A 23,389-nucleotide genomic window follows, 5' to 3' on the forward strand; every position below is an offset into this window, starting at 1 on the left:
GCTTTGCTTGAGGGGAAAAAAAGAATGACGCACTTTGTTTTAGTGGGCGATGTCGGTGGCACCAATACGCGTTTGGCACTGTGTGACGCCATAACGGGCGGATTGTCGCAAATCGAAACGTATTCTGGGTTGGATTTTCCTTCTCTGGAAGGGGCAATCCGTGATTATCTCGATTCTCGGCAAGCCACGGTGCAGGATGCCTGTATCGCGATTGCCTGCCCGATTACCGGCGACTGGGTGGCGATGACGAACCACACCTGGGCATTTTCCATTGCTGAAATGAAAGCAAGTCTGGGTTTACGCCATTTTGAGGTCATCAACGATTTTACCGCCGTTTCCATGGCGGTTCCGGTGCTGGGGCGTGAGAGTTTGCTCCAGTTCGGTGGTGGGGAACCGGTGCCGGGTAAGCCTGTTGCCGTGTATGGCGCAGGTACCGGGCTGGGGGTTGCTCATCTGGTTCATGTTGCCAATCAATGGATCAGCTTGCCGGGTGAAGGTGGGCATGTGGATTTTGCGCCGAATAGCGATGAAGAAGACAACATTCTCTCTGTTTTGCGCCAATCGTTAGGGCATGTTTCTGCTGAGCGCTTGCTGTCTGGACAGGGGCTGGTGAATATCTACCGTGCTGTGGTTCTGTCTGATGACCGCACGCCGGAGGCGCTGGAGCCGAAAGATATTACCGAACGAGCCGTCAATAATACGGATGTGGATTGTCGGCGTGCGCTATCGCTCTTCTGCGTCATTATGGGACGCTTCGGTGGCAATCTGGCGTTAAATTTAGGCACATTCGGCGGCGTTTATATTGCTGGCGGTATCGTACCGCGCTTTCTGGAGTTTTTTAAAGCCTCTGGCTTTCGGGCTGCTTTTGAAGATAAAGGGCGGTTTAAAGGCTATATGCAGGATATCCCCGTGTACCTGATTACCCATGAACAGCCGGGATTAATGGGGGCGGGAGCTTACCTGCGACAGGTGTTGGGCAGCGCGCTGTAAGTCAGTTTGATAGTCGAACGCAATCAGGAACAGGCCTGATTGCGTCATTATTGGTTATGCCAGAATGCGGGTGCGGATAACCTCTGCGATGCTGGGTTCTTCATTGCTACCAATCACCAGATCGGCCCGCGCCTTGATTTCATCGGCGCTGTTGCCCATGGCAACGCCCAATCCAACGCCTTCCAGCATACTGATATCATTAAAGTTATCGCCGAATGCCACGACGTCTTTCATACTGATGCCCTGTTCGCCAAGCCATTGCTGGAGCAACTTACCTTTGCTGTTGCCGGTTTGGGCGATATCAACCTGATCCTGCCATGACCACTCACAGGCCAGCCCAAGCTGCTTTTCCACTTCTGCGGCGAAATGGTTCAGCGTGGGGATATCGGTATGCGTGGTCGCAAATTTCCAGATGGCGTGGGAGTCTTCCGTCTGGCGCAGCAGATTTTCCACCTGTGCAAAACGAGGGCGCTGCTGTTCCGGCAGGTTAGCAGCCCATGCCAGCGTGCGAACCACATGTCCCGTAGAGTACTGATAATACATATCGTCATCAGCATACATCAGGCCATGAATATCAAATTCCTCTAGCAGTGCGATGACATTTTTTGCCTGTTCGACAGAGAGTGGATTGGTATGTGATGCTCGGCCCTGCTGGTAATCATAGACATAGGTGCCGTTGCAGCAGATCGCAGGCGTATCCAACTGTAATCCCTGATAAAAAGGGTGGATCGCTGAGTGGTGTCGTCCCGTGACGATCATCACTTTAATGCCTTGCTGACGGGCTAGCGCGAGTGCGCTAAGGGATTCGGGGAGGATTTTTTTCTGTTGATTCAGCAGAGTACCATCAAGATCAAGCGCAATTACTCGGTAGGTCATCGTTGTCTCGCAAATAAAAAGGTGGGTATCGAATGAGCCTTACGATAAAGGACACGGCGAAAAATAGACAGACAACAATGGGATAAATGTGTCTCACGCCATGTGATGAGGAAGCGTCGGCGCTGCGAGGAGAAATGAGGATAAATGGACGGTTTGACAATGCCACTGTCTATTTTCTATGCTTTCAACAGGTTATCATCTATTTTTTAAGCAATTGACCACAACGTCGCTTTACAACGCGCGGCGTACTGTTTATAGTGCGCGTCATTGCGGAGGAGTGGCCGAGTGGTTGAAGGCACCGGTCTTGAAAACCGGCGACGCGAAAGTGTTCTAGAGTTCGAATCTCTACTCCTCCGCCAAAAAAAATTCAACGGGTTAGCTTAGGCTAGCCCGTTTTCGTTTCTGATTTCGTTCCGGCAAAATTCGGCCTCAAAACCCTCAATTAACCAACTCCGCTTTTCACTGGCATTGATGCTGTTAATGTGACCCCAGGTAATGCCCCCAGCGTTAACTTTATGAACCTCTGGTATACCAAAGCTGCATTTGATCATGCATTCTATAACTAAACGATGGAAGAGGCGTCACTCGGTTATTTGCGGCGAATGAAAAACCGAGCACGTAAAGACGGGAATCGGCGTTTCTGGTAGGAATCTGGTGATACCACGCCAGACTGATCGCTGGGTTTAAGTAGAGCATTTGGGGATTAACATGACTAGAGATAAGTCGCTTTCTGGCGTTGCGGGTTGGCTTAGGTTTTTAGTAATAATAATTTTTATTGGTGGGGTATTGCACATCTTAGTTAGCATCGGAGGCTTAGAGTGGAAAGACCTTGAAAGAGAAAGCCCTGAGTTAATATATCACTCTGGATTTCAGAATTTTCAGATGGCTGACAGAGTGGTAGATTTTTTATCTGGCGCCGTTTTGCTTTATGCTGGATTTCTTCTTTTAAAGAGAAAGGTTATTGGCACCGTAATATCTGTAAAGCTGATTATCGGTGTTATTTTTCCTTTGCTTATTCTGGTTAGGTATATTGTATCCCCTTATTTATTTTTAGGGATGCCCCCAGCGAGGCTTTAGCGGTCGACTCTGGCATACCTAAAGACATCGCCAGAACTTTCATTTGGGCGGCCATTTGGGTGTCGTATCTACACCGATCCGATAGAGTAAAGAACACATATCAATAGTCAGAAAACCGACCACCCATCCATAGCATCATCGCCTCATGTTTATCATGGGGCTTTTTATTATGTACTGACTCGTCCTGAATAGCGTGACACGCTCCAGTCTTAAATTCAGAGGTTGATGCTATCACATGGTGGTTTCATCCTGATTCATCAAGCCAAAAAGTGATGGAACTGCGCTTAATGAGAGCTTTGTTGTAAGCTTCAAGTTGGTGATTCTGAACTTTCGTTTAGCCACGTGTTGCCCATCATCATACAGAAGGTAGTGATTTTGAAAAAAGAGTGTGACATCCGAATGGTAATGGTATTACCCAGCAGATGCTAATGACGGAACGTCAGAGGGAAGTATTAAATTCGTAAAGCGTTGGCGAAGAATATCAAGGTCGTTCATTATTTAAAGATTCAGAACCATGAATCTTTATTCAGCCTGCAACCCTGTAGTAAACAGGATAGCAGGCTGATATGTTCATCAGATCTCAAAATCTTCCAGTTTTTTACCGCTCTCAAGCGCCGCAGCAATCGCTTTAGGAGTACGGCCCTGACCAGTCCATAACTTTTCATTGCCATTTTCATCAACATATTTGTATTTGGCAGGACGAGGTTCACGTTTGGCTTTTGTTGATTTGTTAGCCGAAGGGGTACCGAGAAGTTCAGACGGATCGATACCATCCTCAAGAAGTTGAGCACGAAGCGCATCAATTTTAGCCTGACGTTCAGCATTTTGTTGCTGTGTACTGGCTTCTTCTTCGCGGCGATCTTGAACGATGACCGTAAGTTTTTCTAGCATTTCTTCCAATGTTGCCAGATCGATTTCACGCGCTTGAGCACGTAGAGTACGAATATTGTTTAATACTTTTAAAGCTTCACTCATGATTTATTATCCTGATGGTTATTTATCGAATTAATCATAAATGCTATGCGTTAATTTAGCAACATTAAAAAATAAAATAATACATCAAAAACTTGTCAACAAAAAATAAAGTGGTTATCTCCGGAGGATACATAAAAATGTCAGGCGGTATTATGTCATTCAATAAAAAAGAGTGAGTGTTTATTAATCGTAAGCTGTTTCCCAAGGCTAGTTCCATCAGTTGATGGTGTTTTTAACGCACCGATAGGTAGCGCGTATTCGTTGGAGTATAGTCAGATATACGCCAAGGCTAGTGTTCTAAAGCTCATCTTAAAAAAGATGTCTGATAAATCTTGTGCAATATTAGCAACGTAATTAGCGGGGAAATATTTTGAAATATTGAACAACAATCAATAATGTGCCGTTATCGCCGCTTGCTTATCGATCCACATGGGACGGAAACTGTGTGGTAGTCGATAAAACAGTAGCACTGTAAAAATCAGGAAAAGATAACACGATCATATTTTAACAATCGGTAACAGGAATGATTAAATGAAGATGCTTTTTAGATTACTAGATGACTGGCCTGAGAATGTAAAAGAACTGAAATCAGCAAAATATGATCAAAATGAAATCCCTTGATGTGGTAAAGAACGATTCTTTTTACATGAATCCATCAGCGCAACACGTTTAGGCCAGCGTGTTTCACGCTGACAAATCGCTTCTATTTTATCTACCAATTGATGCGCTAATGCATGTTCGATAACTTCTTGCTGATGTGATTTCACTTGCCCAATCATGGACAGTGGCTCCTGTGCTGGCGTTGGAATACCTTCACCGCTGGTGAAGGCCATTCATTATTGCTGCACCATCAACGCCCGTTAGCTAAATCAGTCATTACGTAAATCAATAGTAGCCTTGCAATGTCACTGTAGAATAGAGTGATTGGTCATCTATGGTATACCGCGCGTCAGGTTGAGCCAGTTCGCTATCCTTTCAATGAACCTCTACCTCTTTTGAGCCTTCCTGCGCCACCACATTCGAGTGAAATTAAGGAGAATACGATGCAGCAAGTTGTTTATGTCGCCAGCCCGGAAAGCCAGCAAATCCATGTTTGGCAGCTCGGTGTCCAAGGAAATCTGACATTATTGCAAACCGTTGAAGTGCCGGGACAGGTTCAGCCGATGGTGATTGCGCCGAATAAGCGCCATCTGTATGTCGGGGTTCGTCCTGATTTCAGGGTTCTGAGCTATCGTATTGATGCGCAGGGTAAATTGACGGAGGCGGGTGTCGCCTCTTTGCCGGGTAGCCCGACGCACTTGTCGACCGATAACGACGGACGTTTCCTGTTCAGCGCGTCTTACAGCGGCGCTTGCGTTAGCGTTAGCCCGATTGATGCTGACGGCATTGTCGGCGAGCCGATTCAGCAACTGGATGGATTGGAAGGGTGTCACTCTACCAATATCGATCCAACCAATTCCGTGGTGTGGGCTCCGTGTTTGAAAGAAGACCGTATTCGTTTGTACGATCTGGCGGCGGCAGGTGAACTGAGCGTACATCGTCAAGCAGAAATGACAACGGTAACGGGGGCGGGTCCGCGCCATATGGCTTTCCACCCGAATCAGCGCTTTGCTTATTGCGTGAATGAACTGGACAGCTCGGTAGATGTGTATCAGTTGGATGCAGCCAGCAGCGACGTGCAGAAAGTGCAAACGCTGGACGCCATGCCTGCTGGTTTCAGCGATACGCGCTGGGCGGCAGATATTCACATCACGCCGAATGGCCGCTTCCTGTACATCAGCGATCGTACTGCCAGCCTACTGAGCGTTTTCCACGTGTCTGAAGATGGTAGTTCGTTAACACTGACCGGCCATCAGCCGACCGAAACGCAACCGCGTGGTTTTAATATCGATCATACCGGTGAGTTCCTGATTTCAGCAGGGCAGAAATCTCAGCACATCGAGGTGTATCACATCGATCAGCACACGGGCGATCTGCAACCGCTGGCACGTTACGCCGTCGGCCAAGGGCCAATGTGGGTGTCGGTGCTGGCGCTGGATTGAGTCGGTATGCTCCCCTATGAAGGGGAGCATAATGGCTTATTGGGTGAGAAAATCCTTTACGTCTAGCAGTATAAACTCATTATCATCCGCCGCATTGGGCTGACGACTGGATGAGAATGGGAAGTTATTGTCATTGCCGACGATGATATGGTGGGCATCAACAACATCGACGTTTTCGATCGTCATAAACGGGAAGGTGAATACACCCTGCGTTAGCGGTTTACGTGCCAGATGGTTGGGATCTTGAATGTTCATGAGGTCGAGGTAAGCTGATTTATCGACAGGTTTACCCACATTGTCATCTGAGAACCCCACTTTGTAGATTCGCTTAAAGCGGGCCGGTGCGCTGAAACAGTCCGTGGTGGTTGCACCTGCCTGACAGGCTTTGTCCATTGTGCCTTCGTTGCTGTCACGTTCGATGATTAACCCCTGCCTATCGTCAATCATGTTGAAATCGCCGATCGCGTTCTGGTTATCTTCCAGCACGTATTGCCAGCTACGACCTGTCCAGATTTGTTTTTTAACATCAAACTCCAGAACGCGCAGATAACGTTTACCCGCGATATTTTCATACTCTTGGCGTGCGCTGTCCCATAATGCGCCTTCCAGCAGTGGGTACAGTTTTGAACCATCTTTTGAGACCGCCATGCCTTCAAAACCTTTCGAGCGAGACACCTGAAAGCTCGGTTTGCCGCCTGGCGTACCGGGGGAAGGTTGTGTTGCATTGTCTGGCGATTTCACCATTTTGCCATCAACATAGGTATCGAATACCGCTTGTACTTTTCCTGTCAGGTCCGCTTTGATGAGATAAGGGCCGAACTCCTCACCAACCCATAAGCTGCCATCTGCAAACTGAAAACTTTCCGGGTCGAAGTCGGCACCGGTAAGGTAACGCTTGTCTGAGCTTTCGTTGACGATGTGGAACGGCACACGTTTATCGGGATCGTGCAGGAATACCGTTTCCAGTCGACTGGCGGTATTGTTCTTAAAATCCATTTGGTAGTGGTTCAGGTACAAAAGTGAATCGGGGGAGTTCACTTTGGTGCCATAACCGTTGTCTGTCAGCACCCAATAGGTGCCATCAGGCATGTGTTTAATTCCGGAATGGCCTTGCAGCGGTTGTCCTTCAACGGGAAGTGCAAGCCCCGTTAGTCGATCCGCCGATTTTGCCGGCACGCTGTTTAACGCCGTGACGCGTGAGCCTGTCGTGTATTTACCGCTGACTTTCATGTCCGCAGGGGCATCATTGGGCGCGGGAATAAAAGATTTTACGGGTATAACCACGTGGCCCGCCAGTTCAGCCGGAGAGGCAGTGGCTGCCGATGTCTGCGTGGCAAATGAATGATTCAATCCCAGAAGTGTGAAAAGTGCCAGCGTTAGCCAACGGAGGGGGAAACGGTGATACGTTCTCATTACGATTCCTTTTTGGGTCATGGTGAATAAGCCGTAAGGTTAGCCACTATAGAAATCGACAATGACAGTAGTATGAAAACAGGCGCGGCATATTGATGCCACGCGTAGGGGGGAAGATGATGCGAGGGAGCTTAGCCCCGATATTCGATAATCGACAAACCTGCGTTGTAATCCGTGCTGTAGATGATGCCATCGGCATCAACAAACACATCGCAGGACTGAATAATCTGCGGTCTACCGGGGCGTTTATCGACCATTGTGGCTGGTGCCGCAGGCACTAATGCGCCCGTTTCTTTCGGCTGATACGGGTTACTGATGTCGTAAGCCCGCACTCCGGCATTTTGATAAGTGGCGAAGATTAGTGATGAGCTGATGAAACTGCCAGGCCGGTTTTCATGCAGATTATGTGGGCCAAAGTGTGCGCCTTTCTTCACGTAATCCGTCTCTTTTGGCTGTGGACAGGTGGCGATGCTCACTGGATTGCTCGGTTCACGAATATCGAACACCCAAATCAACTTCTCGCCATCTTCCTGATTATCCAATACTGCTTCATCCAACACGATCAGCAGATCGCGATCCGGCAGCGGCAGCGCCGTGTGTGTGCCACCGCCAAACGGTGGACTCCAGTTGCGGTGGCTGATGAGTTGTGGGTTGGTGCGATCGCTCACGTCCAGCAGCGTCAACCCTCCATCTCGCCAGCTTCCGTAGGCGGTGTCGCCGCTGATGATGGCATGGTGCAGAGCATAACGTTTGCCCTCTGGCCAGCTTGCGGTCTCCCCACCAGCGGTGTGCATTCCGGGTAACCAGTAACGGCCAGCGACTTCCGGGCGCTGCGGATCGGCTAGGTCGATAGTCAGAAAGATATAGTCGCTGTAGCCATCAAGCAACGCGGAGACATAGGCCCATCGCCCGCCTACGTACCAGATACGGTGAATGCCGATGCCGTCTAGTGGCAGGAAGCTGATTTCGCGTGGTTTATCCGGCGTCGAGATATCGAAAATCCGTAATCCGGCGCTCCAGCTTTTGCCTTGTTGTTTGGTACTGACCGTGTCGGCGACGGAGCGGGTGTAATAGACCTTTTCCTCAGCAAAGCTGGCGTCGGCAAATAAGTCGCGTGCATTGACGACGAGTAGCAGGTCATCGTGGGTTTGCAGATGGATATTCCAGGTGCCGGGCGGGGCGGCAATAAACCCCGCTGGCTTCGGATTCTTGGCATCGCGCACATCCACAATCGACACGCCTTGTGAAACCATATGCCCGATGTAAGCGTAGCCGCGATGGACCATTACCTGCACGCCATCGGGTCTGCCGCCTTGATCGCTGTGTCCAATCAGCCGCATATTGTGGCTGTAATCGGGTGTGGGCAGAGGTGTCGAGGCCATAAGTTATCTCCGTATTATTTCGCCTGTTTGGCTTCCAGTGTAGCAAACCATGGTGCGATAAAATCATCCGTATGGCCCCAGCCTGGGATGATTTTTGCCAATCCGGCGACGTTGACTGCACCCGGCTGGCTGGCTAACAGTGCCTGTGGAATTGCGGCTGCACGGAACTCGTAGGTTGCTGGCGTCGGTTCACCGGCAATCTTGTTGGCAACCAGACGCAGATTCACTTTACCGATCAATTTAGGATCGACGGCCACGCTGACTTTCCACGGGCTGCTTGCTTCGCGCATCAGTTGTAAATCCTGATTGGAAATGTCGATGCTGTACAGTTTGATTTCAGTCCGGCCATTTTCTTTCAGAGCTTTATAAGCACCCTGGCTGAAGGCATCCCACGAGCCCCAGATCGCATCGATTTTGCCTTTAGGATATTTCGCCAGTACTGCGCCGACCTTATTGGCAGTGTCGCCCTGTACGTCAGAAGACACGGCACCAATTGATTCCAGCTCTTTGATGCCAGGGTTGGCTTTCAGGATTTGTTGATAAGCAAGCTGACGGCGTTCCATCGGCGGGAAGCCGGCGACCCACAGTTTGATGATGTTGGCGTTGCCGTTGAAATCCTTTACCAGTTGGCCGAGTGATTCGTTAGTGAGTGAGGCGTCATCCTGCTGGGTGACGGTCACACCTGGAATCTCGCCGTTCACGGCGGTATCAAACACGGAAACGGCAATGCCGCTGTCGACGATGCGTTTAATCAAATCGGTAGAGTAGGGATCGCGACCCTGCGACAGGATGATGCCATCATATTTCTGGCTAATCGCCTGATTCACGAAATCTTGAAAACGGGCATCATCGCCGTTGCTTAGGAACGTGCTGACCTTGAAGCCCAATTTTTTGCCTTCTTCGAGCACGCCGGAAACGAACTGGGTCGTGTTGTCATCCGATCCCAGATTACGGATAACGGCGACACGAACCGGGCCATTATGATTGGCGATCGCTGCCGGAACAGGGGCAATGGTGGCGTTCTGATTCGCCAGTGCTGGTAATGCTGTCAGTAAGCTCAGTGCAAGCAGGGCAGGCGTAAATTTCTTCATTATCAGCTCCATGGCGTTTTATAAATTGATGTTGTGTCGATGACAGTATTGTTATGTTGTCTGCGTCACTACTTTATAGCTGTCTTTATGTCTGGATGTCTATTTAAAAATAATACTGCATCATAGCCGTCGAGCGATAGCTGAGAAAGAGGGGAGAGTTATGACGTTTGGATTTAAGTTATAACGATTCGTACTGACTGCGAGTGAAAAGAAAAATGCCCGCGAGGCGGGCATTTAAGGAGCAGGTATAGTGAAGAGAGAATGAATTATTTCTTCGTTTCTTTCTCTTCCATTTCACGCGCCCAGCGCGGGTGGTGCTTACTCGCCCAACGTTTGGATACTTTGCCTTCAATCATGCCTTTAATCGAACCTTTAACCCAGAATGCCATATACATATGGATCAAGATGGCATGGATTAGCACGATAGCTGCGGCCGCGTGAATCAGAATGGCGTAGCGCACGATATCAATCGGGAACAGGTGAGCAAAATAAGGACGCCACATGATAACCCCGGTGATCAGCAGAACCAGCGTCAGCCCCATGATGCTCCAGAACATCATTTTCTGGCCTGGGTTGTATTTACCCACCTGAGCCACTTCGTGTTCATTGCCTTTCAACACTTCAATAATGTTGAGAAACCACGGCAGATCGCGCTTCTTCGGAATGTTATGACTAACAAAGCGGAAGAACATCGGAATCAGGCAGATGACGATCAGCACGCCAAAAAACGGGTGCAGAATACGTCCCATCTGCGGCGTACCAAATGTCTGCGTCAGCCATTGCAGGGTCGGGAAGAACAAGGCAATCCCTGAGAGTGCGACCAGGAAAAAGCTAATCACCACAATCCAGTGACAGATGCGATCGATAAACTTGGTACGCAAAATCATTTTTGGTTTACTCATGTTTGTCTCCCCCTTCTTTGTCTTCTCCCTCGTTTTCATGCTCCATTTCCTCGGTGTTTGGACCCACACCAATGTAGTGGAACATTAACCCGGCGAACGTGGCGACAAACCCTAACGCAGAGAGCGGTTTCAGAATGCCTTTCCACAGATTGACTGGCGTAGAAATTTGCGGGTCATCCGGCAGGTTGTGATAGAGCGATGGTCTGTCTGCGTGGTGCAGAACATACATCACATGCGTACCGCCTACGCCCTGCGGATCGTAAAGACCCGCGTGCTCGTAACCACGGCTTTTCAGGTCGGCAATGCGTTCTTCCGCCAGATGCTTCATTTCTTCTTTCGTACCGAAACGAATAGCGCCTGTTGGACAGGTTTTCACACAGGCTGGTTCTTGCCCAACGCTGACCCTGTCGACGCACAGCGTACATTTATAGACGCGGTTATCTTCTTTATTCAGACGAGGAATATTGAACGGGCAACCGGCGATGCAATAGCCGCAGCCGATACAATTTTCAGACTGAAAATCGACGATACCATTGGCGTACTGGATGACTGCTCCCGCGGAAGGACAGGCTTTCAAACAGCCAGGATCGCTACAGTGCATACAGCCATCTTTACGGATCAGCCATTCCAGACGATCGTTCTCTTCCACTTCGGAAAAGCGCATCAGCGTCCAGGATTTTGCGCTCAGATCCGCGGGGTTATCATAAACCCCGAGGTTATGGCCGACTTCATCACGAATGTCGTTCCACTCTGAACAGGCCACCTGACAGCCTTTACAGCCGATACAGGTGGTAACATCGATCAGTTTTGCCACTTCGCTTTTGTCATTACGCACATGCGGAGGCGGTGTAAAGCCGTTGGTGGCCGAACGTTTGATAATATCTTGTGATTGCATTGACATAGTTGGCTACCCTTACACCTTCTCTACATTAACCAAAAACGCTTTATATTCAGGCGTTTGTGAATTAGCGTCGCCGACGCTCGGGGTGAGTGTATTAGCCAGGAACCCTTTACGCGTGGTTCCCTCATAGCCCCAGTGGCAGGGAATACCAACGGTTTCCACGCTGCGTCCGGCAATTTCCAGCGTTTTGATACGCTTGGTTACTACCGCTTTGGCTTTGATGTAGCCACGCTGGCAGGAGACTTTGACTTCATCGCCTGCTTTAATGCCTTTGATCTTCGCCAGATTTTCGCCAATCTCCACAAACTGCTCGGGCTGCACAATTGCATTCAGACGCGCGTGTTTCGTCCAATGGCGGAACAACTCCGTAATAGCGTATGTTGTGGCTACGTAAGGGAAATCCTTTGCGGTGCCCATAGTCTTCGCATCACGGGCGAATAGGCGCGTCACCGGGCTGGAAATCACCGAAGGGTGTAGTGGGTTAGTACCGATAGGTGACTCGACCGGCTCATAGTGCTCAGGGAATGGCCCATCTACCAGTTTGTCTGTGGAGAACAGACGCGCCAGACCTTCCGGTAGCATAATGAACGGCCCTGTGTCTGCGCCCGGCGGCACGGTGGCGGCGAAATCTGGCACATCAATGCCTTGCCATTTCTTGCCATTCCATTCCAACAGTTTACGCTTGCTGTCCCACGGTTTACCTTGCAGGTCGGCGGAGGCGCGGTTGTAGAGGATGCGGCGGTTTTGTGGCCAGGACCATGACCAGTTTGGTGTGCAGCCCAGACCGGCATCAGCATTGTCGCGTTTATCCATCTGGTTACCGGCTTCCGTCCAGCTACCGGCGTAGATCCAGCAGAAACTTGACGTTGTACCGTCATCACGCAGTTGTGAGAAATCAGCAAGCTGCTGGCCTTTTTTCAGGATCAGTTTACCGCTGTCGTCGTAAATGTCCGCCAGCGCCATACCGTTGGCTTCGCGGGCGATTTCTTCCGGTGACGGATCTTCCGGGTCTTTATAGTTCCAATTGATGTTCATCAACGGATCGGAATAAGCACCACCTTCTTCGTTATACAGTTCACGCAGGCGCATCAGCAGTTTGCCGAGGATTTTCCCGTCGTGGCGGGCTTCTCCTGGTGGCTCAGCCGCCGCCCAGTGCCATTGCAACCAGCGGCCCGAGTTGGCGATAGAACCATTTTCTTCGGCAAAGCAGGAAGAAGGCAGACGGAAAACTTCAGTCTGAATGGACTTCGTATCAACATCATTGAATTCGCCGTAGTTTTGCCAGAACGTGGACGTTTCGGTGACCAGCGGATCGATGACAACCATATACTTGAGTTTGGAGAGTGCTTCGGTCGCTTTGTTCTTGTTGGAAAACGCGGCAACAGGGTTAAAGCCCTGAACGATGTAGCCGTTCATTTTGCCTTCGACCATCAGCTCGGTTTGCACCATAACGTCGTAGCTACGATCCCACTTCGGCAACCAGTCATAGCCCCAGTTATTCGAAGCCTGTGCGTTATCACCATAGAAGCTCTTCATCATACTGATAAAGAATTTTGGCGTGTTTTTCCAGTAGTTAACCTGATCGGGTAGTACGGCGGTTGGCGTGATTTGTCCCAGATAGGTTTTCAGATCCGGCTGTTTTTCTGACGGCAGGGGCATATAGCCTGGCAGATTTGTCGTCAGTAGCCCGAGGTCGGTATAACCCTGAATATTGGAGTGACCGCGCAGGGCGTTGATACCGCCACCCGCCATACCAATATTGCCCAGCAAAAGCTGGATCATACCTGCTGCACGGATGATTTGTGCACCGTTGGTGTGGTGCGTCCAGCCCAGCGCGTACATAAAGGTTGCCGTTTTGTCTGGCACACAAGTTTCGGCCAGCGTGCGGCAAATTTCTTCATAGTCTTTGGCTGAGGTTCCGCACAGGGACGTCACCATTTCAAGCGTATAGCGGGAAACGTGTTTTTTCAGCAGATTCCAGACGCAGCGCGGGTGGGACAGCGTATTATCGCGCTTGGAAAAACCGGATTCATCAAGCTCATACTGCCAACTGGATTTGTCGTACTGGCGTTTTTGTTCGTCGTAACCGCTGAACAACCCTTCGTCGAAACTGAAATCATCACGCACGATCAAGCTGGCGTTGGTGTAAGACACCACGTATTCGCGATGAATTTTATTGTTCGTAATAAGGTAGTTAACGATGCCGAGCAGGAAAGCAGCGTCTGAACCTGCGCGAAGCGGAGCATAAAGATCGGCAACGGCAGCGGAGCGGTTAAAGCGCGGATCAACAACAATCAGTTTCGCATTGTTATGCGTTTTTGCTTCAACGGCCCATTTGAAACCCACCGGGTGTGCTTCTGCCGGGTTGCCGCCCATCACGATAATGACGTTGGCGTTTTTGATATCCACCCAGTTGTTGGTCATTGCGCCGCGGCCAAATGTTGGTGCCAGTGCGGCGACGGTTGGCCCATGACATAAACGGGCCTGACAGTCGATAGCCACCATGCCGAGTGCGCGGGCAAATTTCTGGTCGAGAATACCCGTTTCGTTGCTGGCCGCAGAAGAGCACAACATACCGGTAGTCAACCAGCGGTTGACGGTTTCGCCTTTCGCGTTGGTGCGTTGGAAGTTGGCGTCTCGGTCTGCTTTCATCAGACGTGCGATACGTTCAATCGCGTCGTCCCAACTGATTCGTTGCCACTTGTCTGAACCTGGCGCGCGGTATTCCGGGTAGAGCAGACGGTTTTCGCTGTGGATGTAGTCGACCAGGCCCGCACCTTTCGGGCAAAGGGAGCCACGGCTGACCGGATGGTCTGCATCGCCTTCAATGTGAAAAACGGAGGGTTTTACGTTCTTTGCACCATCGCCCAGGCTATACATGAGCACACCACAACCGACCGAGCAGTATGTACAGTTGTTACGTGTCTCTTTTGCTCGCAACAATTTGTATTGACGCACTGATGCCATTGCTTCTGTGGGTGTAAAGCCCAATACCGCGAGAGTGGTTCCAGCCATCCCTCCCGCGCAAACTTTAAAGAAACCTCTTCTATTGAGTTGCATTAGTTTCCCTGTGTAATTATGTGTCATTTTTGTTGCGAGCAATTTAACAACACATAAAATGTGGGCTTTGCGCAAAATCAAAATTTACGTATTTAAATGCCCATTACACCTACAAAGAGGTATATTTTTTATTCGTTATATATTGTAATGCATAACGGTTTTGTTATTTCATGGTTACAAACTATGCAAAGTAACGAGGCTGTTGGAGGGAGATCGACCGGTATTTGTGGAGGAATTGTTGCAAAAAAAAAGCCGGATAAGAATCCGGCTTGGTGGGGTTGTTATTTGACCTGCATGCCAGGCTGTGCGCCGCTGTCTGGACTCAGCAAGAAGATATCTTTCCCGCCGGGACCCGCAGCCATCACCATACCTTCCGATATGCCGAAGCGCATTTTACGTGCAGCCAGGTTGGCGACCATCACGGTTAAACGGCCTTCCAGCTTAGCCGGATCGGGATAAGCCTCACGAATACCGGAGAAGACCTGACGCGTTTCGCCGCCCAGATCCAACGTCAGACGTAATAACTTGTCAGAACCCTCAACAAGCTCGGCCTGTTTAATCAGGGCGATCCGCATATCGACTTTGGCAAAATCGTCAAAGCTAATGGTGTCCTGCACGGGGTTGTCTGCCAACGGACCGGATACGGTTTTTTGCGCGGTGACCATGTCTTCTTTAGAGGCATCAACCATTGCGCTGACTTTATCCAGATCGATGCGATTGAACAGTGCTTTGAATGGACTGACCTGATGGTTCAGCAGCGGAGCGGCGATCGCATCCCAACTCAGTTCCGTATTCAAAAATGCTTCGGTACGCTGTGCTAGCGAAGGCAGAACCGGCTTCAGGTACGTCATCAATACACGGAACAGGTTGATGCCCATTGAGCAGATGGCTTGTAGGTCGGCATCCCGACCTTCGGCTTTCGCCACTACCCACGGTGCCTGCTCGTCAACATAGCGGTTGGCAATATCCGCCAACGCCATGATCTCACGAATGGCACGCCCGGATTCACGACTGCTGTAGGCTTCCGCAATACTGGTGGCGGCGTCGGTGAAGGTTTTGTACAGCTCAGGATCGACCAGCGTGTCTGCCAGTTTGCCGTCAAAGCGTTTACTGATGAAACCCGCATTACGCGATGCCAGGTTCACGACTTTATTCACAATGTCCGCATTCACGCGCTGGACGAAATCTTCCAGATTGAGGTCGATGTCATCAATGCGAGAAGACAGTTTGGCTGCGTAGTAATAGCGCAGGCAATCGGCATCCAAATGTTGCAGGTACGTGCCCGCTTTAATGAAGGTGCCGCGTGATTTAGACATCTTGGCACCGTTGACCGTGACATAGCCATGAACGAACAGGTTCGTCGGCTTACGGAAACCGCTGCCTTCCAGCATAGCCGGCCAGAACAAGCTGTGGAAATAAACGATGTCTTTACCGATAAAGTGGTACAAATCTGCATCTGAGTCTTTCTTCCAAAAATCATCAAAATTCAGATCGCCACGTTTGTCGCACAGGTTCTTGAACGAGCCCATGTAGCCGATTGGCGCATCCAGCCAAACGTAAAAATATTTGCCCGGCGCATCAGGGACTTCAAAACCGAAATATGGCGCATCGCGGGTAATGTCCCACTGTTGCAGGCCCGAATCGAACCATTCCTGCATCTTGTTGGCAACCTGCTCTTGCAATGCGCCAGAACGTGTCCAGGCCTGTAGCATGTCGCTGAACGCAGGCAGATCGAAGAAGAAGTGTTCTGATTCGCGCATCTCCGGCGTCGCGCCAGAAACCGCAGACTTCGGTTCGATCAGCTCTGTTGGACTATAGGTTGCGCCACACACTTCACAGTTATCGCCATATTGTTCGACCGCCTTACATTTCGGGCAGGTGCCTTTCACGAAACGATCCGGCAGGAACATGCCTTTCTCTGGATCGTACAACTGGGAAATCGTGCGGTTTTTAATAAAACCGTTCTCTTTCAGACGACGATAAATCAGGCCTGACAACTCACGGTTCTCTTCGCTATGCGTAGAGTGGTAGTTGTCATAACTGATATTGAAACCGGCAAAGTCCTGTTGATGCTCCTGACTCATTGCCGCAATCATCTGTTCTGGCGCAATCCCCATCTGCTGTGCTTTCAGCATGATCGGCGTGCCGTGGGCGTCGTCCGCACAGATGAAGTGAACCTGGTTGCCGCGCATTCGCTGGTAACGAACCCAGATATCGGCCTGAACGTGTTCAAGCATATGACCGAGGTGAATCGAACCATTAGCGTAAGGCAGCGCGCACGTTACCAGAATTTTCTTTGCGACTTGAGTCATGGGGAACTTGCTTTCTTTTGTGAATAGAGGGAGATCGATGTTAACCGATAGCGCCTTGCTGCGTAAACCGCTGGCATGCGTAAAAACGGCAGGAAACAACATGGCAGATTCTATTTTGCGTAGCGTTTCCACGTTTTTGATGCCGAAGGGCGTCAGTGGGCGATGGCTCTGATATGCTATACACAGTCTCAACGGTCAAATATGAGAATTTCAAGGAGCCGGAATGAACGCGACAGTCCCCGAACAACGTCCTGAAGCACTACGTGCGATGGTTACCGGGGTTTTATCTACTTTTCAGCACCCGACACTGAAAAATAACCTGACGACACTGAATGCGCTGCGCCATTGTGCCTTGCTGGATAATGTGTTGCACCTCGAACTAACGATGCCGTTTGTTTGGCTGAGTGGTTTGGCAGCTTTAAAAGAAACGGTTAGCGATGAGTTATTACGTTTATCGGGCGCAAAGGCGGTTGAATGGCGCTTGACGCACGATATCGCTACGCTGCGCCGGGTGAACGATCAGGCTGGCGTGAAGGGCGTGAAAAACATCATTGCCGTCAGTTCTGGGAAAGGCGGAGTTGGCAAATCCAGCACGGCGGTCAACATGGCGCTGGCACTGGTGGCTGAAGGTGCCAATGTGGGCATTCTGGATGCCGATATCTACGGCCCTTCCATTCCTACCATGCTGGGTTCGGCCAGTGAGCGCCCGACTTCGCCGGATGGTCAACATATGGCACCGATTATGGCGCACGGCCTGGCAACCAATTCGATTGGTTATCTGGTGACGGACGATAATGCGATGGTGTGGCGTGGGCCGATGGCCAGCAAAGCGTTATTGCAACTGTTGCAGGATACGCTTTGGCCGGATCTGGACTATCTGGTGTTAGATATGCCACCGGGTACGGGGGATATCCAACTGACGCTGGCGCAGAATATTCCCGTCACTGGTGCAGTTGTTGTGACGACGCCACAGGATATCGCGCTGATGGATGCCATGAAAGGCATTGCAATGTTTGAAAAAGTCAGCGTGCCAGTACTGGGTATCGTTGAGAATATGAGCGTCCATATCTGTAGCAACTGTGGTCATCTGGAGCCGATCTTCGGTACGGGCGGTGCGCAGAAATTGGCGGAAAAATACCACTGTTCTCTGTTGGGCCAGCTTCCGCTACATATCTCCCTGCGTGAAGACCTCGATCGCGGCGAACCGACGGTAGTCAGCCAGCCAGACAGCGAATTTACTGCTTTGTACCGCGAACTGGCGGGGCAGGTTGCCGCCCAGCTTTACTGGCAGGGTGATACTATTCCTGGAGAAATTTCTTTCCGAGCGCTGTAACGCTTCTATCAATGCCGGGCATTGTCCCGGCTTGTTGAATATGTCAGTGCCTTGTTTCCTCTGACGCAATACGTGGAAAGGGTGGCGTGACTGAGGCTAACTCCCTATAATTACACGTCAAAGCGCCTGTTGGCGCATTCCCCTCTCTTTTATTTATGTTAATCAGGTCGTTAATACCATGACTGATCAGTCTCACCAGTGCGTCATCATCGGGATCTCTGGGGCATCCGCTTCGGGTAAAAGTCTTATTTCCAGCACCTTGTATCGCGAATTGCGCGATCAGGTTGGTGATCAGCATATCGGGGTGATATCTGAAGACAGCTATTATAAAGATCAAAGCCACCTGACCATGGAAGAGCGGGTAAAAACCAACTATGACCACCCAAGTTCGATGGATCACAGCCTGCTTATTAAGCATTTGCAAATGCTTAAAGCGGGTCAGGCTATCGAAGTCCCGCAGTACAGCTATGTCGAGCACACCCGCAAGCAGGAAACGGTGCATATTGAGCTGAAAAAGGTCATTATCCTGGAAGGTATTCTGCTACTGACGGATGCACGTCTGCGTGATGAGATGAATTTCTCTATCTTTGTCGATACGCCGCTGGATATTTGCCTGCTGCGCCGCATGCGCCGCGACGTTAATGAGCGCGGGCGCTCAATGGACTCGGTGATGGAGCAGTATCAGAAAACCGTGCGCCCGATGTTCCTGCAATTCATTGAGCCTTCTAAGCAGTATGCCGATATTATCGTGCCACGCGGCGGGAAAAACCGTATTGCAATTGATATTTTGAAAGCCAAGATAAGCCAGTTCTTTGAGTAGTGGATACCTTGACTGATTCACGTTGTACTGCTAATGCGCTCTAACGTGATGTTATACGGGTATGGATGAGGTTTATCCGATAGATACCGGTGTCGAATGGAGAATAAGATGAGACTGTGTGACCGAGACATTGAAGCCTGGCTGGATGATGGCCGACTGGTGATTACGCCCCGCCCGCCAACGGAGAGGATCAGTGGCGCGACCGTTGATGTCCGTTTGGGGAATCAGTTTCGCGTCTTCCGCGGACACACTGCGGCGTTCATTGATTTAAGCGGCCCGAAAGACGAAGTCAGTGCGGCGCTGGATCGCGTCATGAGTGATGAAATAAATTTGCCGGAAGGCGAAGCGTTTTTCCTGCATCCGGGAGAATTAGCGCTAGCAGTAACGTTTGAGTCCGTCACGCTGCCGGATAATTTGGTAGGTTGGCTGGATGGTCGTTCCTCGCTAGCTCGTCTGGGGTTGATGGTTCACGTCACCGCGCACCGTATCGATCCCGGTTGGCAAGGAAGAATTGTGCTGGAGTTCTATAATTCAGGCAAGTTGCCGCTGGCGTTACGGCCCGGCATGATGATTGGCGCTCTGAGCTTTGAACCTCTTTCCGGGCCGGCTGCTCGCCCCTACAACCGCCGTCAGGATGCTAAATATAAAGATCAACAGGGTGCGGTAGCGAGCCGGATCGATAAAGACTGAGCGTTTGGCAATAGGCCTGTAACGTAAAAATCAGGCAGTCGCGCGTTTCGCAATGAGGATGGCATGAGAAGATTTCTGACGACGCTGGCAATTCTGCTTGTGGTGCTGGTGGCAGGAATGACGGCCTTGGTCGTACTGGTTAATCCCAATGACTTCCGCGCTTACATGGTGAAGCAGGTTGAGGAACGTAGCGGCTATCGCCTCCAACTGGACGGCGATCTGCGCTGGCACGTATGGCCGCAACTGAGTATTTTATCCGGCGGTATGTCACTAAGTGCGCCGGGCTCTAGTGCGCCGATTGTTAGTGCTGAGAATATGCGCCTTGATGTGCAACTGTGGCCGCTGCTATCGCACAAGCTGGCAGTCAAACAGGTGATGCTGAAAGGGGCTATTATTCGCCTGACGCCGGAAAGTGAAGCTAGGCAGGCCAACAATGCGCCCATTGCTCCAGCGGGATCGCAGGCTCCATCCGAAGAACGGCGCTGGCGTTTGGATATTGATAAGATAAAAGTCGCCGATAGCCTGTTAATTCTGCAACGCAGTAATAATGAACAGATTAATGTTCGCGATATTAATCTTGCGATGGAGCAGAACAGCGATCGCCAGATTAACATCGAGTTATCGAGTCGTATCAACCGCGATCAGCGCGATATCGCCTTCTCTCTCGCAGCAGACGTCGATCTGTTGCGTTTCCCCCAGCAGGTCAATGCCACTATCACCAAACTGGATTACCAGCTCCAGGGCGCTGGAATACCGACAAGCGGTATCAGTGGAACGGGAAGTGTTCAGGTCAGTTATCAGCAGCAGCCTGAAAAAATCACGTTTAGCCAGCTTGCACTCAATACCAATAACAGCCAGTTGTCGGGGGCAGGTAGTGTGACTCTGGGTGATATTCCCCATTACGAGCTGGATTTGTTGTCTGAGAAGCTGGATCTAGATTCTCTGCTGGGGATTGCGGCGGTAAAAGAAAATAACGCGCCTACGGTGGCTGTTAAACCATCCCCCCCCGTCATTTCAAATGAAGGTGAAGCGGCCAAGCCAGAAGATAGCTTACAGCGATTCACTGCGCGTCTGTCGCTACAGGCCGCATCACTGATTTACCGTGGCCTTGATATCCGCCAATTCATATTACGGGCAGATAATCAGCCAGGGCTGCTCGATGTTTCGACCTTAAGTGGCGAGCTGGGTAGCGGGCATTTCTCATTGCCGAGTAAAGTTGTGACGAAATCATCAACCAATATTACGCTACGACCCGATCTCAAGGATATTGAACTTTCTCAACTGATGTCAGCTTTTGAACTACCCAACCAGACGGCGAGTGGGAAGCTGTCGATGACAGGACAATTCAGCGGCAATAGCTTTGCGTTGCCTGCTCTGCTCCAGCAGTGGCAAGGAACGGCGGTGCTGCAAGCCAATAATGTCCGTTTGCAGGGCTTGAATATTCAGCAAATGGTGCAAATGGCTGTGGCACGTAGCAACGGCAATGTGCGCGGTCAAGAACGCTATGAGCGCTATACCGAACTGCAACAACTGACCGGAAAAATACAGTTGAACGCAGGTAAGTTGCGCCTTACCGATCTTAATGGCCGCTCAGAGCTGCTGTCGCTAAGCGGTGTCGGACAATTCGATTTGCCGGCTCAGACGTGTGATGTCAACGTGAATGTCTCTATCACGCAGGGGTGGCAGGGTGATGAGCAACTGGTCAGCGTGTTGAAAAACACAGCGATCCCATTACGTATCTATGGCGAGTGGGATAAATTGAATTACCAGTTACAGGTGGATCAATTACTGCGTAAGCGCCTACAGGACGAGCTGAAGAAACGCTTAAATGACTGGGCCAGCCACAATCAGCAAAACCAGAAGGGCAAAGATTTGAAGCAGTTGCTCGATCGTCTTTAATGTCCAGAAGTACTGCGTCCTAGGCCGATTTGCTGATTCCTGTCAGCAAATCGGCGGCTTCTTCTTAATGTATCCCCTTAATTTGTCACCCTTCCCCAGACAAACTTTGTGCCCAATGTCTCTTTTTTAACTCGGCATAGTAATATTTTTCTCTTTTTTTATTTTCTAAAGCAGTAAACTTCGCTCCCTATTTTCGGGGCGGAGCCACTCCGCTGCCGGGAAATTTCTGTCAGGTAATTTATTACTCAGGTATTGAAATCCACTATGCTCGAACTTTTGATTGGTGTTGCTGTAACGATTCTGGTCGGTCGTTACATTATAAAAGGGTATTCCGCGACCGGCGTATTGTTGGTGGGAGGCCTGTTACTCTTGGCTATCAGTGCCATGCTGGGGAAAAATATATTGCCAGCCAGCGCAAAGGCGACGGGCTGGAGTGCTACAGATATTGTTGAATATGTAAAAATTTTGCTGATGAGCCGTGGTGGCGATCTTGGCATGATGATTATGGTGCTATGCGGTTTCGCCGCGTATATGACCCACATTGGTGCCAATGATGTCGTCGTCAAGCTGGTTTCTCGCCCGCTTAAAATGATTAACTCGCCTTATTTGCTGATGATTGCAGCCTATTTTGTCGCTTGTCTGATGTCGCTGGCGGTGTCATCGGCTACTGGGCTGGGGGTGCTGTTGATGGCAACGCTGTTCCCTGTCATGGTGAACGTCGGCATTAGCCGTGGCGCTGCTGCTGCAATCTGCGCTTCTCCTGTGGCGCTGATCCTGTCGCCGACATCGGGCGATGTGGTGCTTGCCGCGCAGGCATCGCAGATGAAACTGGTTGATTTCGCCTTTAAGGCTACGCTGCCCATTTCCATCATAGCGATCGTGTGCATGGCCGTTGCCCATTTCTTTTGGCAGCGCTATTTGGACAACAAAGCGAATGTTAGACATGAGATTCTGGATGTCAGTGAGATCACGACGAATGCCCCGCGTTTTTACGCCATTCTGCCGTTTACGCCGATCATGGGCGTTCTGGTCTTTGATGGCAAATGGGGGCCGGAGCTTCACATTATCACCGTACTGGTTATCTGTATGGTGTTGGCCGCAGTGCTGGAATTTGTTCGCTCGTTCAATGCGCAAAAAGTGTTTGATGGGTTGGATGTCGCTTATCGTGGCATGGCAGATGCCTTCTCTAGCGTTGTTATTCTGTTGGTCGCGGCCGGCGTCTTTGCTCAGGGGCTTGGCACGATTGGCTTTATCAGCGGACTGATTGGCCTCGCGCAGTCATTTGGCAGCGGTGGGTTGGTGATTATGCTGGTGCTGGTGGTCATCACGATGCTGGCCGCGATGACCACCGGTTCGGGCAATGCGCCGTTCTATGCGTTTGTTGAGCTGATTCCAAAGCTGGCGTCTCAAATGGGCATCAACCCAGCCTACCTTGCCATTCCGATGCTTCAGGCTTCCAATTTGGGCCGTACCATTTCTCCGGTATCCGGGGTAGTGGTTGCGGTAGCTGGGATGGCGAAAATATCGCCGTTTGAGGTAGTAAAGCGCACATCGGTTCCCGTGCTGGTTGGGCTGATCGTGGTGGTGGTTGCTACTGAAATTATGATCCCTGCCTGATAACAGATA

20 protein-coding genes and 1 tRNA gene are annotated in these 23,389 nt (G+C 50.4%); 11 read left to right on the top strand and 10 right to left on the bottom strand.

Annotation, left to right across the window (positions count from 1 at the left end):
- The first annotated feature begins 24 nt into the window (after positions 1 to 24).
- On the top strand, positions 25 to 990 hold the full coding sequence (glk, locus tag A7983_RS15550; protein WP_005974002.1) for a glucokinase: 966 nt from the start codon (positions 25 to 27) through the stop codon (positions 988 to 990).
- A 54-nt stretch (positions 991 to 1,044) separates the two neighbouring features.
- Here glk and A7983_RS15555 read toward each other — a convergent pair whose 3' ends face one another.
- Positions 1,045 to 1,866, bottom strand: a complete 822-nt coding sequence (locus A7983_RS15555) for a pyridoxal phosphatase (RefSeq protein WP_005974004.1) — start codon at positions 1,864 to 1,866, stop codon at positions 1,045 to 1,047.
- Between the two features lie 271 nt (positions 1,867 to 2,137).
- On the opposite strand from A7983_RS15555, the gene A7983_RS15560 reads away from it, so the two are divergent.
- From A7983_RS15560 to A7983_RS24510, 3 genes are all read left to right on the top strand, one after another.
- A tRNA-Ser gene (locus A7983_RS15560) sits at positions 2,138 to 2,225 on the top strand.
- A gap of 349 nt (positions 2,226 to 2,574) precedes the next feature.
- Positions 2,575 to 2,943 carry a hypothetical protein gene (locus tag A7983_RS15565; protein ID WP_237028190.1) on the top strand — a complete coding sequence of 123 codons (369 nt, stop codon included), beginning with the start codon at positions 2,575 to 2,577 and terminating at the stop codon, positions 2,941 to 2,943.
- A gap of 41 nt (positions 2,944 to 2,984) precedes the next feature.
- Positions 2,985 to 3,050: a DUF2569 family protein gene (locus A7983_RS24510; RefSeq protein ID WP_237028224.1), complete on the top strand. Its 66-nt coding sequence runs from the start codon at positions 2,985 to 2,987 to the stop codon at positions 3,048 to 3,050.
- Between the two features lie 466 nt (positions 3,051 to 3,516).
- On the opposite strand, the gene A7983_RS15570 is transcribed toward A7983_RS24510, so the two are convergent.
- A complete protein-coding gene (locus A7983_RS15570; protein ID WP_005974009.1) occupies positions 3,517 to 3,918 on the bottom strand; it encodes an H-NS family histone-like protein in 402 nt (133 codons plus the stop codon).
- A 602-nt stretch (positions 3,919 to 4,520) separates the two neighbouring features.
- The gene (locus A7983_RS15575; protein WP_043885469.1) at positions 4,521 to 4,751 is read right to left on the bottom strand and encodes a hypothetical protein; all 231 of its coding nucleotides are present in this window, start codon (positions 4,749 to 4,751) and stop codon (positions 4,521 to 4,523) included.
- A 210-nt stretch (positions 4,752 to 4,961) separates the two neighbouring features.
- On the opposite strand from A7983_RS15575, the gene pgl reads away from it, so the two are divergent.
- Positions 4,962 to 5,960, top strand: coding sequence for a 6-phosphogluconolactonase (gene pgl / locus A7983_RS15580; RefSeq protein ID WP_005974015.1), 999 nt, complete (start codon positions 4,962 to 4,964; stop codon positions 5,958 to 5,960).
- A gap of 36 nt (positions 5,961 to 5,996) precedes the next feature.
- Here the strand turns inward: pgl and A7983_RS15585 are convergent, their stop codons facing one another.
- The 7 genes from A7983_RS15585 to metG all read right to left on the bottom strand — a co-directional run bounded on the left by A7983_RS15585 (position 5,997) and on the right by metG (position 17,021).
- Positions 5,997 to 7,373 carry an esterase-like activity of phytase family protein gene (locus tag A7983_RS15585; protein WP_005974017.1) on the bottom strand — a complete coding sequence of 459 codons (1,377 nt, stop codon included), beginning with the start codon at positions 7,371 to 7,373 and terminating at the stop codon, positions 5,997 to 5,999.
- A 131-nt stretch (positions 7,374 to 7,504) separates the two neighbouring features.
- The gene (locus A7983_RS15590; RefSeq protein WP_005974019.1) at positions 7,505 to 8,755 is read right to left on the bottom strand and encodes an LVIVD repeat-containing protein; all 1,251 of its coding nucleotides are present in this window, start codon (positions 8,753 to 8,755) and stop codon (positions 7,505 to 7,507) included.
- A gap of 14 nt (positions 8,756 to 8,769) precedes the next feature.
- Positions 8,770 to 9,846 carry a sugar ABC transporter substrate-binding protein gene (locus A7983_RS15595; RefSeq protein WP_005974021.1) on the bottom strand — a complete coding sequence of 359 codons (1,077 nt, stop codon included), beginning with the start codon at positions 9,844 to 9,846 and terminating at the stop codon, positions 8,770 to 8,772.
- 266 nt (positions 9,847 to 10,112) lie between these two features.
- Positions 10,113 to 10,748 (bottom strand): formate dehydrogenase-N subunit gamma, encoded by a 636-nt coding sequence (fdnI, locus tag A7983_RS15600; protein WP_005974025.1) that lies wholly within the window; start codon positions 10,746 to 10,748, stop codon positions 10,113 to 10,115.
- A complete protein-coding gene (fdxH, locus tag A7983_RS15605; RefSeq protein ID WP_005974027.1) occupies positions 10,741 to 11,649 on the bottom strand; it encodes a formate dehydrogenase subunit beta in 909 nt (302 codons plus the stop codon). Before fdxH ends, fdnI begins: the two co-directional genes overlap by 8 nt.
- A 12-nt stretch (positions 11,650 to 11,661) precedes the next feature.
- Positions 11,662 to 14,709, bottom strand: a complete 3,048-nt coding sequence (gene fdnG / locus A7983_RS15610; RefSeq protein WP_005974029.1) for a formate dehydrogenase-N subunit alpha — start codon at positions 14,707 to 14,709, stop codon at positions 11,662 to 11,664.
- A gap of 281 nt (positions 14,710 to 14,990) precedes the next feature.
- Entirely contained in the window at positions 14,991 to 17,021 is a 2,031-nt protein-coding gene (metG, locus tag A7983_RS15615) for a methionine--tRNA ligase (RefSeq protein ID WP_039477768.1), read from the bottom strand.
- 37 nt (positions 17,022 to 17,058) lie between these two features.
- On the opposite strand from metG, the gene A7983_RS24670 reads away from it, so the two are divergent.
- The 6 genes from A7983_RS24670 to dcuC all read left to right on the top strand — a co-directional run bounded on the left by A7983_RS24670 (position 17,059) and on the right by dcuC (position 23,380).
- Positions 17,059 to 17,193, top strand: coding sequence for a hypothetical protein (locus tag A7983_RS24670; RefSeq protein WP_257785296.1), 135 nt, complete (start codon positions 17,059 to 17,061; stop codon positions 17,191 to 17,193).
- Positions 17,194 to 17,244: 51 nt separating this feature from the next.
- Complete coding sequence (gene apbC, locus A7983_RS15620) at positions 17,245 to 18,354, top strand: iron-sulfur cluster carrier protein ApbC (protein WP_005974033.1); 1,110 nt, start codon at positions 17,245 to 17,247, stop codon at positions 18,352 to 18,354.
- Between the two features lie 178 nt (positions 18,355 to 18,532).
- On the top strand, positions 18,533 to 19,174 hold the full coding sequence (gene udk, locus A7983_RS15625; RefSeq protein ID WP_005974035.1) for a uridine kinase: 642 nt from the start codon (positions 18,533 to 18,535) through the stop codon (positions 19,172 to 19,174).
- Between the two features lie 108 nt (positions 19,175 to 19,282).
- Entirely contained in the window at positions 19,283 to 19,864 is a 582-nt protein-coding gene (gene dcd / locus A7983_RS15630) for a dCTP deaminase (protein ID WP_005974037.1), read from the top strand.
- A 63-nt stretch (positions 19,865 to 19,927) separates the two neighbouring features.
- A complete protein-coding gene (asmA, locus tag A7983_RS15635; protein WP_005974039.1) occupies positions 19,928 to 21,763 on the top strand; it encodes an outer membrane assembly protein AsmA in 1,836 nt (611 codons plus the stop codon).
- A 264-nt stretch (positions 21,764 to 22,027) separates the two neighbouring features.
- Positions 22,028 to 23,380, top strand: coding sequence for an anaerobic C4-dicarboxylate transporter DcuC (gene dcuC, locus A7983_RS15640; RefSeq protein ID WP_005974044.1), 1,353 nt, complete (start codon positions 22,028 to 22,030; stop codon positions 23,378 to 23,380).
- Positions 23,381 to 23,389: the final 9 nt, after the last annotated feature.

It is taken from the genome of Pectobacterium wasabiae CFBP 3304 (genome assembly GCF_001742185.1).
GTDB lineage: Bacteria > Pseudomonadota > Gammaproteobacteria > Enterobacterales > Enterobacteriaceae > Pectobacterium > Pectobacterium wasabiae.

Coding starts and splice junctions, on each gene's coding strand:
- A7983_RS15585 (WP_005974017.1), bottom strand. CDS start 7,373: ATGAGAACGTATCACCGTTTCCCCCTCCGTTGGCTAACGCTGGCACTT.
- A7983_RS15590 (WP_005974019.1), bottom strand. CDS start 8,755: ATGGCCTCGACACCTCTGCCCACACCCGATTACAGCCACAATATGCGG.
- fdnI (WP_005974025.1), bottom strand. CDS start 10,748: ATGAGTAAACCAAAAATGATTTTGCGTACCAAGTTTATCGATCGCATC.
- A7983_RS15595 (WP_005974021.1), bottom strand. CDS start 9,846: ATGAAGAAATTTACGCCTGCCCTGCTTGCACTGAGCTTACTGACAGCA.
- glk (WP_005974002.1), top strand. CDS start 25: ATGACGCACTTTGTTTTAGTGGGCGATGTCGGTGGCACCAATACGCGT.
- fdxH (WP_005974027.1), bottom strand. CDS start 11,649: ATGTCAATGCAATCACAAGATATTATCAAACGTTCGGCCACCAACGGC.
- A7983_RS24670 (WP_257785296.1), top strand. CDS start 17,059: ATGTTAACCGATAGCGCCTTGCTGCGTAAACCGCTGGCATGCGTAAAA.
- dcd (WP_005974037.1), top strand. CDS start 19,283: ATGAGACTGTGTGACCGAGACATTGAAGCCTGGCTGGATGATGGCCGA.
- A7983_RS15555 (WP_005974004.1), bottom strand. CDS start 1,866: ATGACCTACCGAGTAATTGCGCTTGATCTTGATGGTACTCTGCTGAAT.
- A7983_RS15575 (WP_043885469.1), bottom strand. CDS start 4,751: ATGGCCTTCACCAGCGGTGAAGGTATTCCAACGCCAGCACAGGAGCCA.
- asmA (WP_005974039.1), top strand. CDS start 19,928: ATGAGAAGATTTCTGACGACGCTGGCAATTCTGCTTGTGGTGCTGGTG.
- metG (WP_039477768.1), bottom strand. CDS start 17,021: ATGACTCAAGTCGCAAAGAAAATTCTGGTAACGTGCGCGCTGCCTTAC.
- udk (WP_005974035.1), top strand. CDS start 18,533: ATGACTGATCAGTCTCACCAGTGCGTCATCATCGGGATCTCTGGGGCA.
- A7983_RS15565 (WP_237028190.1), top strand. CDS start 2,575: ATGACTAGAGATAAGTCGCTTTCTGGCGTTGCGGGTTGGCTTAGGTTT.
- fdnG (WP_005974029.1), bottom strand. CDS start 14,709: ATGCAACTCAATAGAAGAGGTTTCTTTAAAGTTTGCGCGGGAGGGATG.
- apbC (WP_005974033.1), top strand. CDS start 17,245: ATGAACGCGACAGTCCCCGAACAACGTCCTGAAGCACTACGTGCGATG.
- pgl (WP_005974015.1), top strand. CDS start 4,962: ATGCAGCAAGTTGTTTATGTCGCCAGCCCGGAAAGCCAGCAAATCCAT.
- dcuC (WP_005974044.1), top strand. CDS start 22,028: ATGCTCGAACTTTTGATTGGTGTTGCTGTAACGATTCTGGTCGGTCGT.
- A7983_RS15570 (WP_005974009.1), bottom strand. CDS start 3,918: ATGAGTGAAGCTTTAAAAGTATTAAACAATATTCGTACTCTACGTGCT.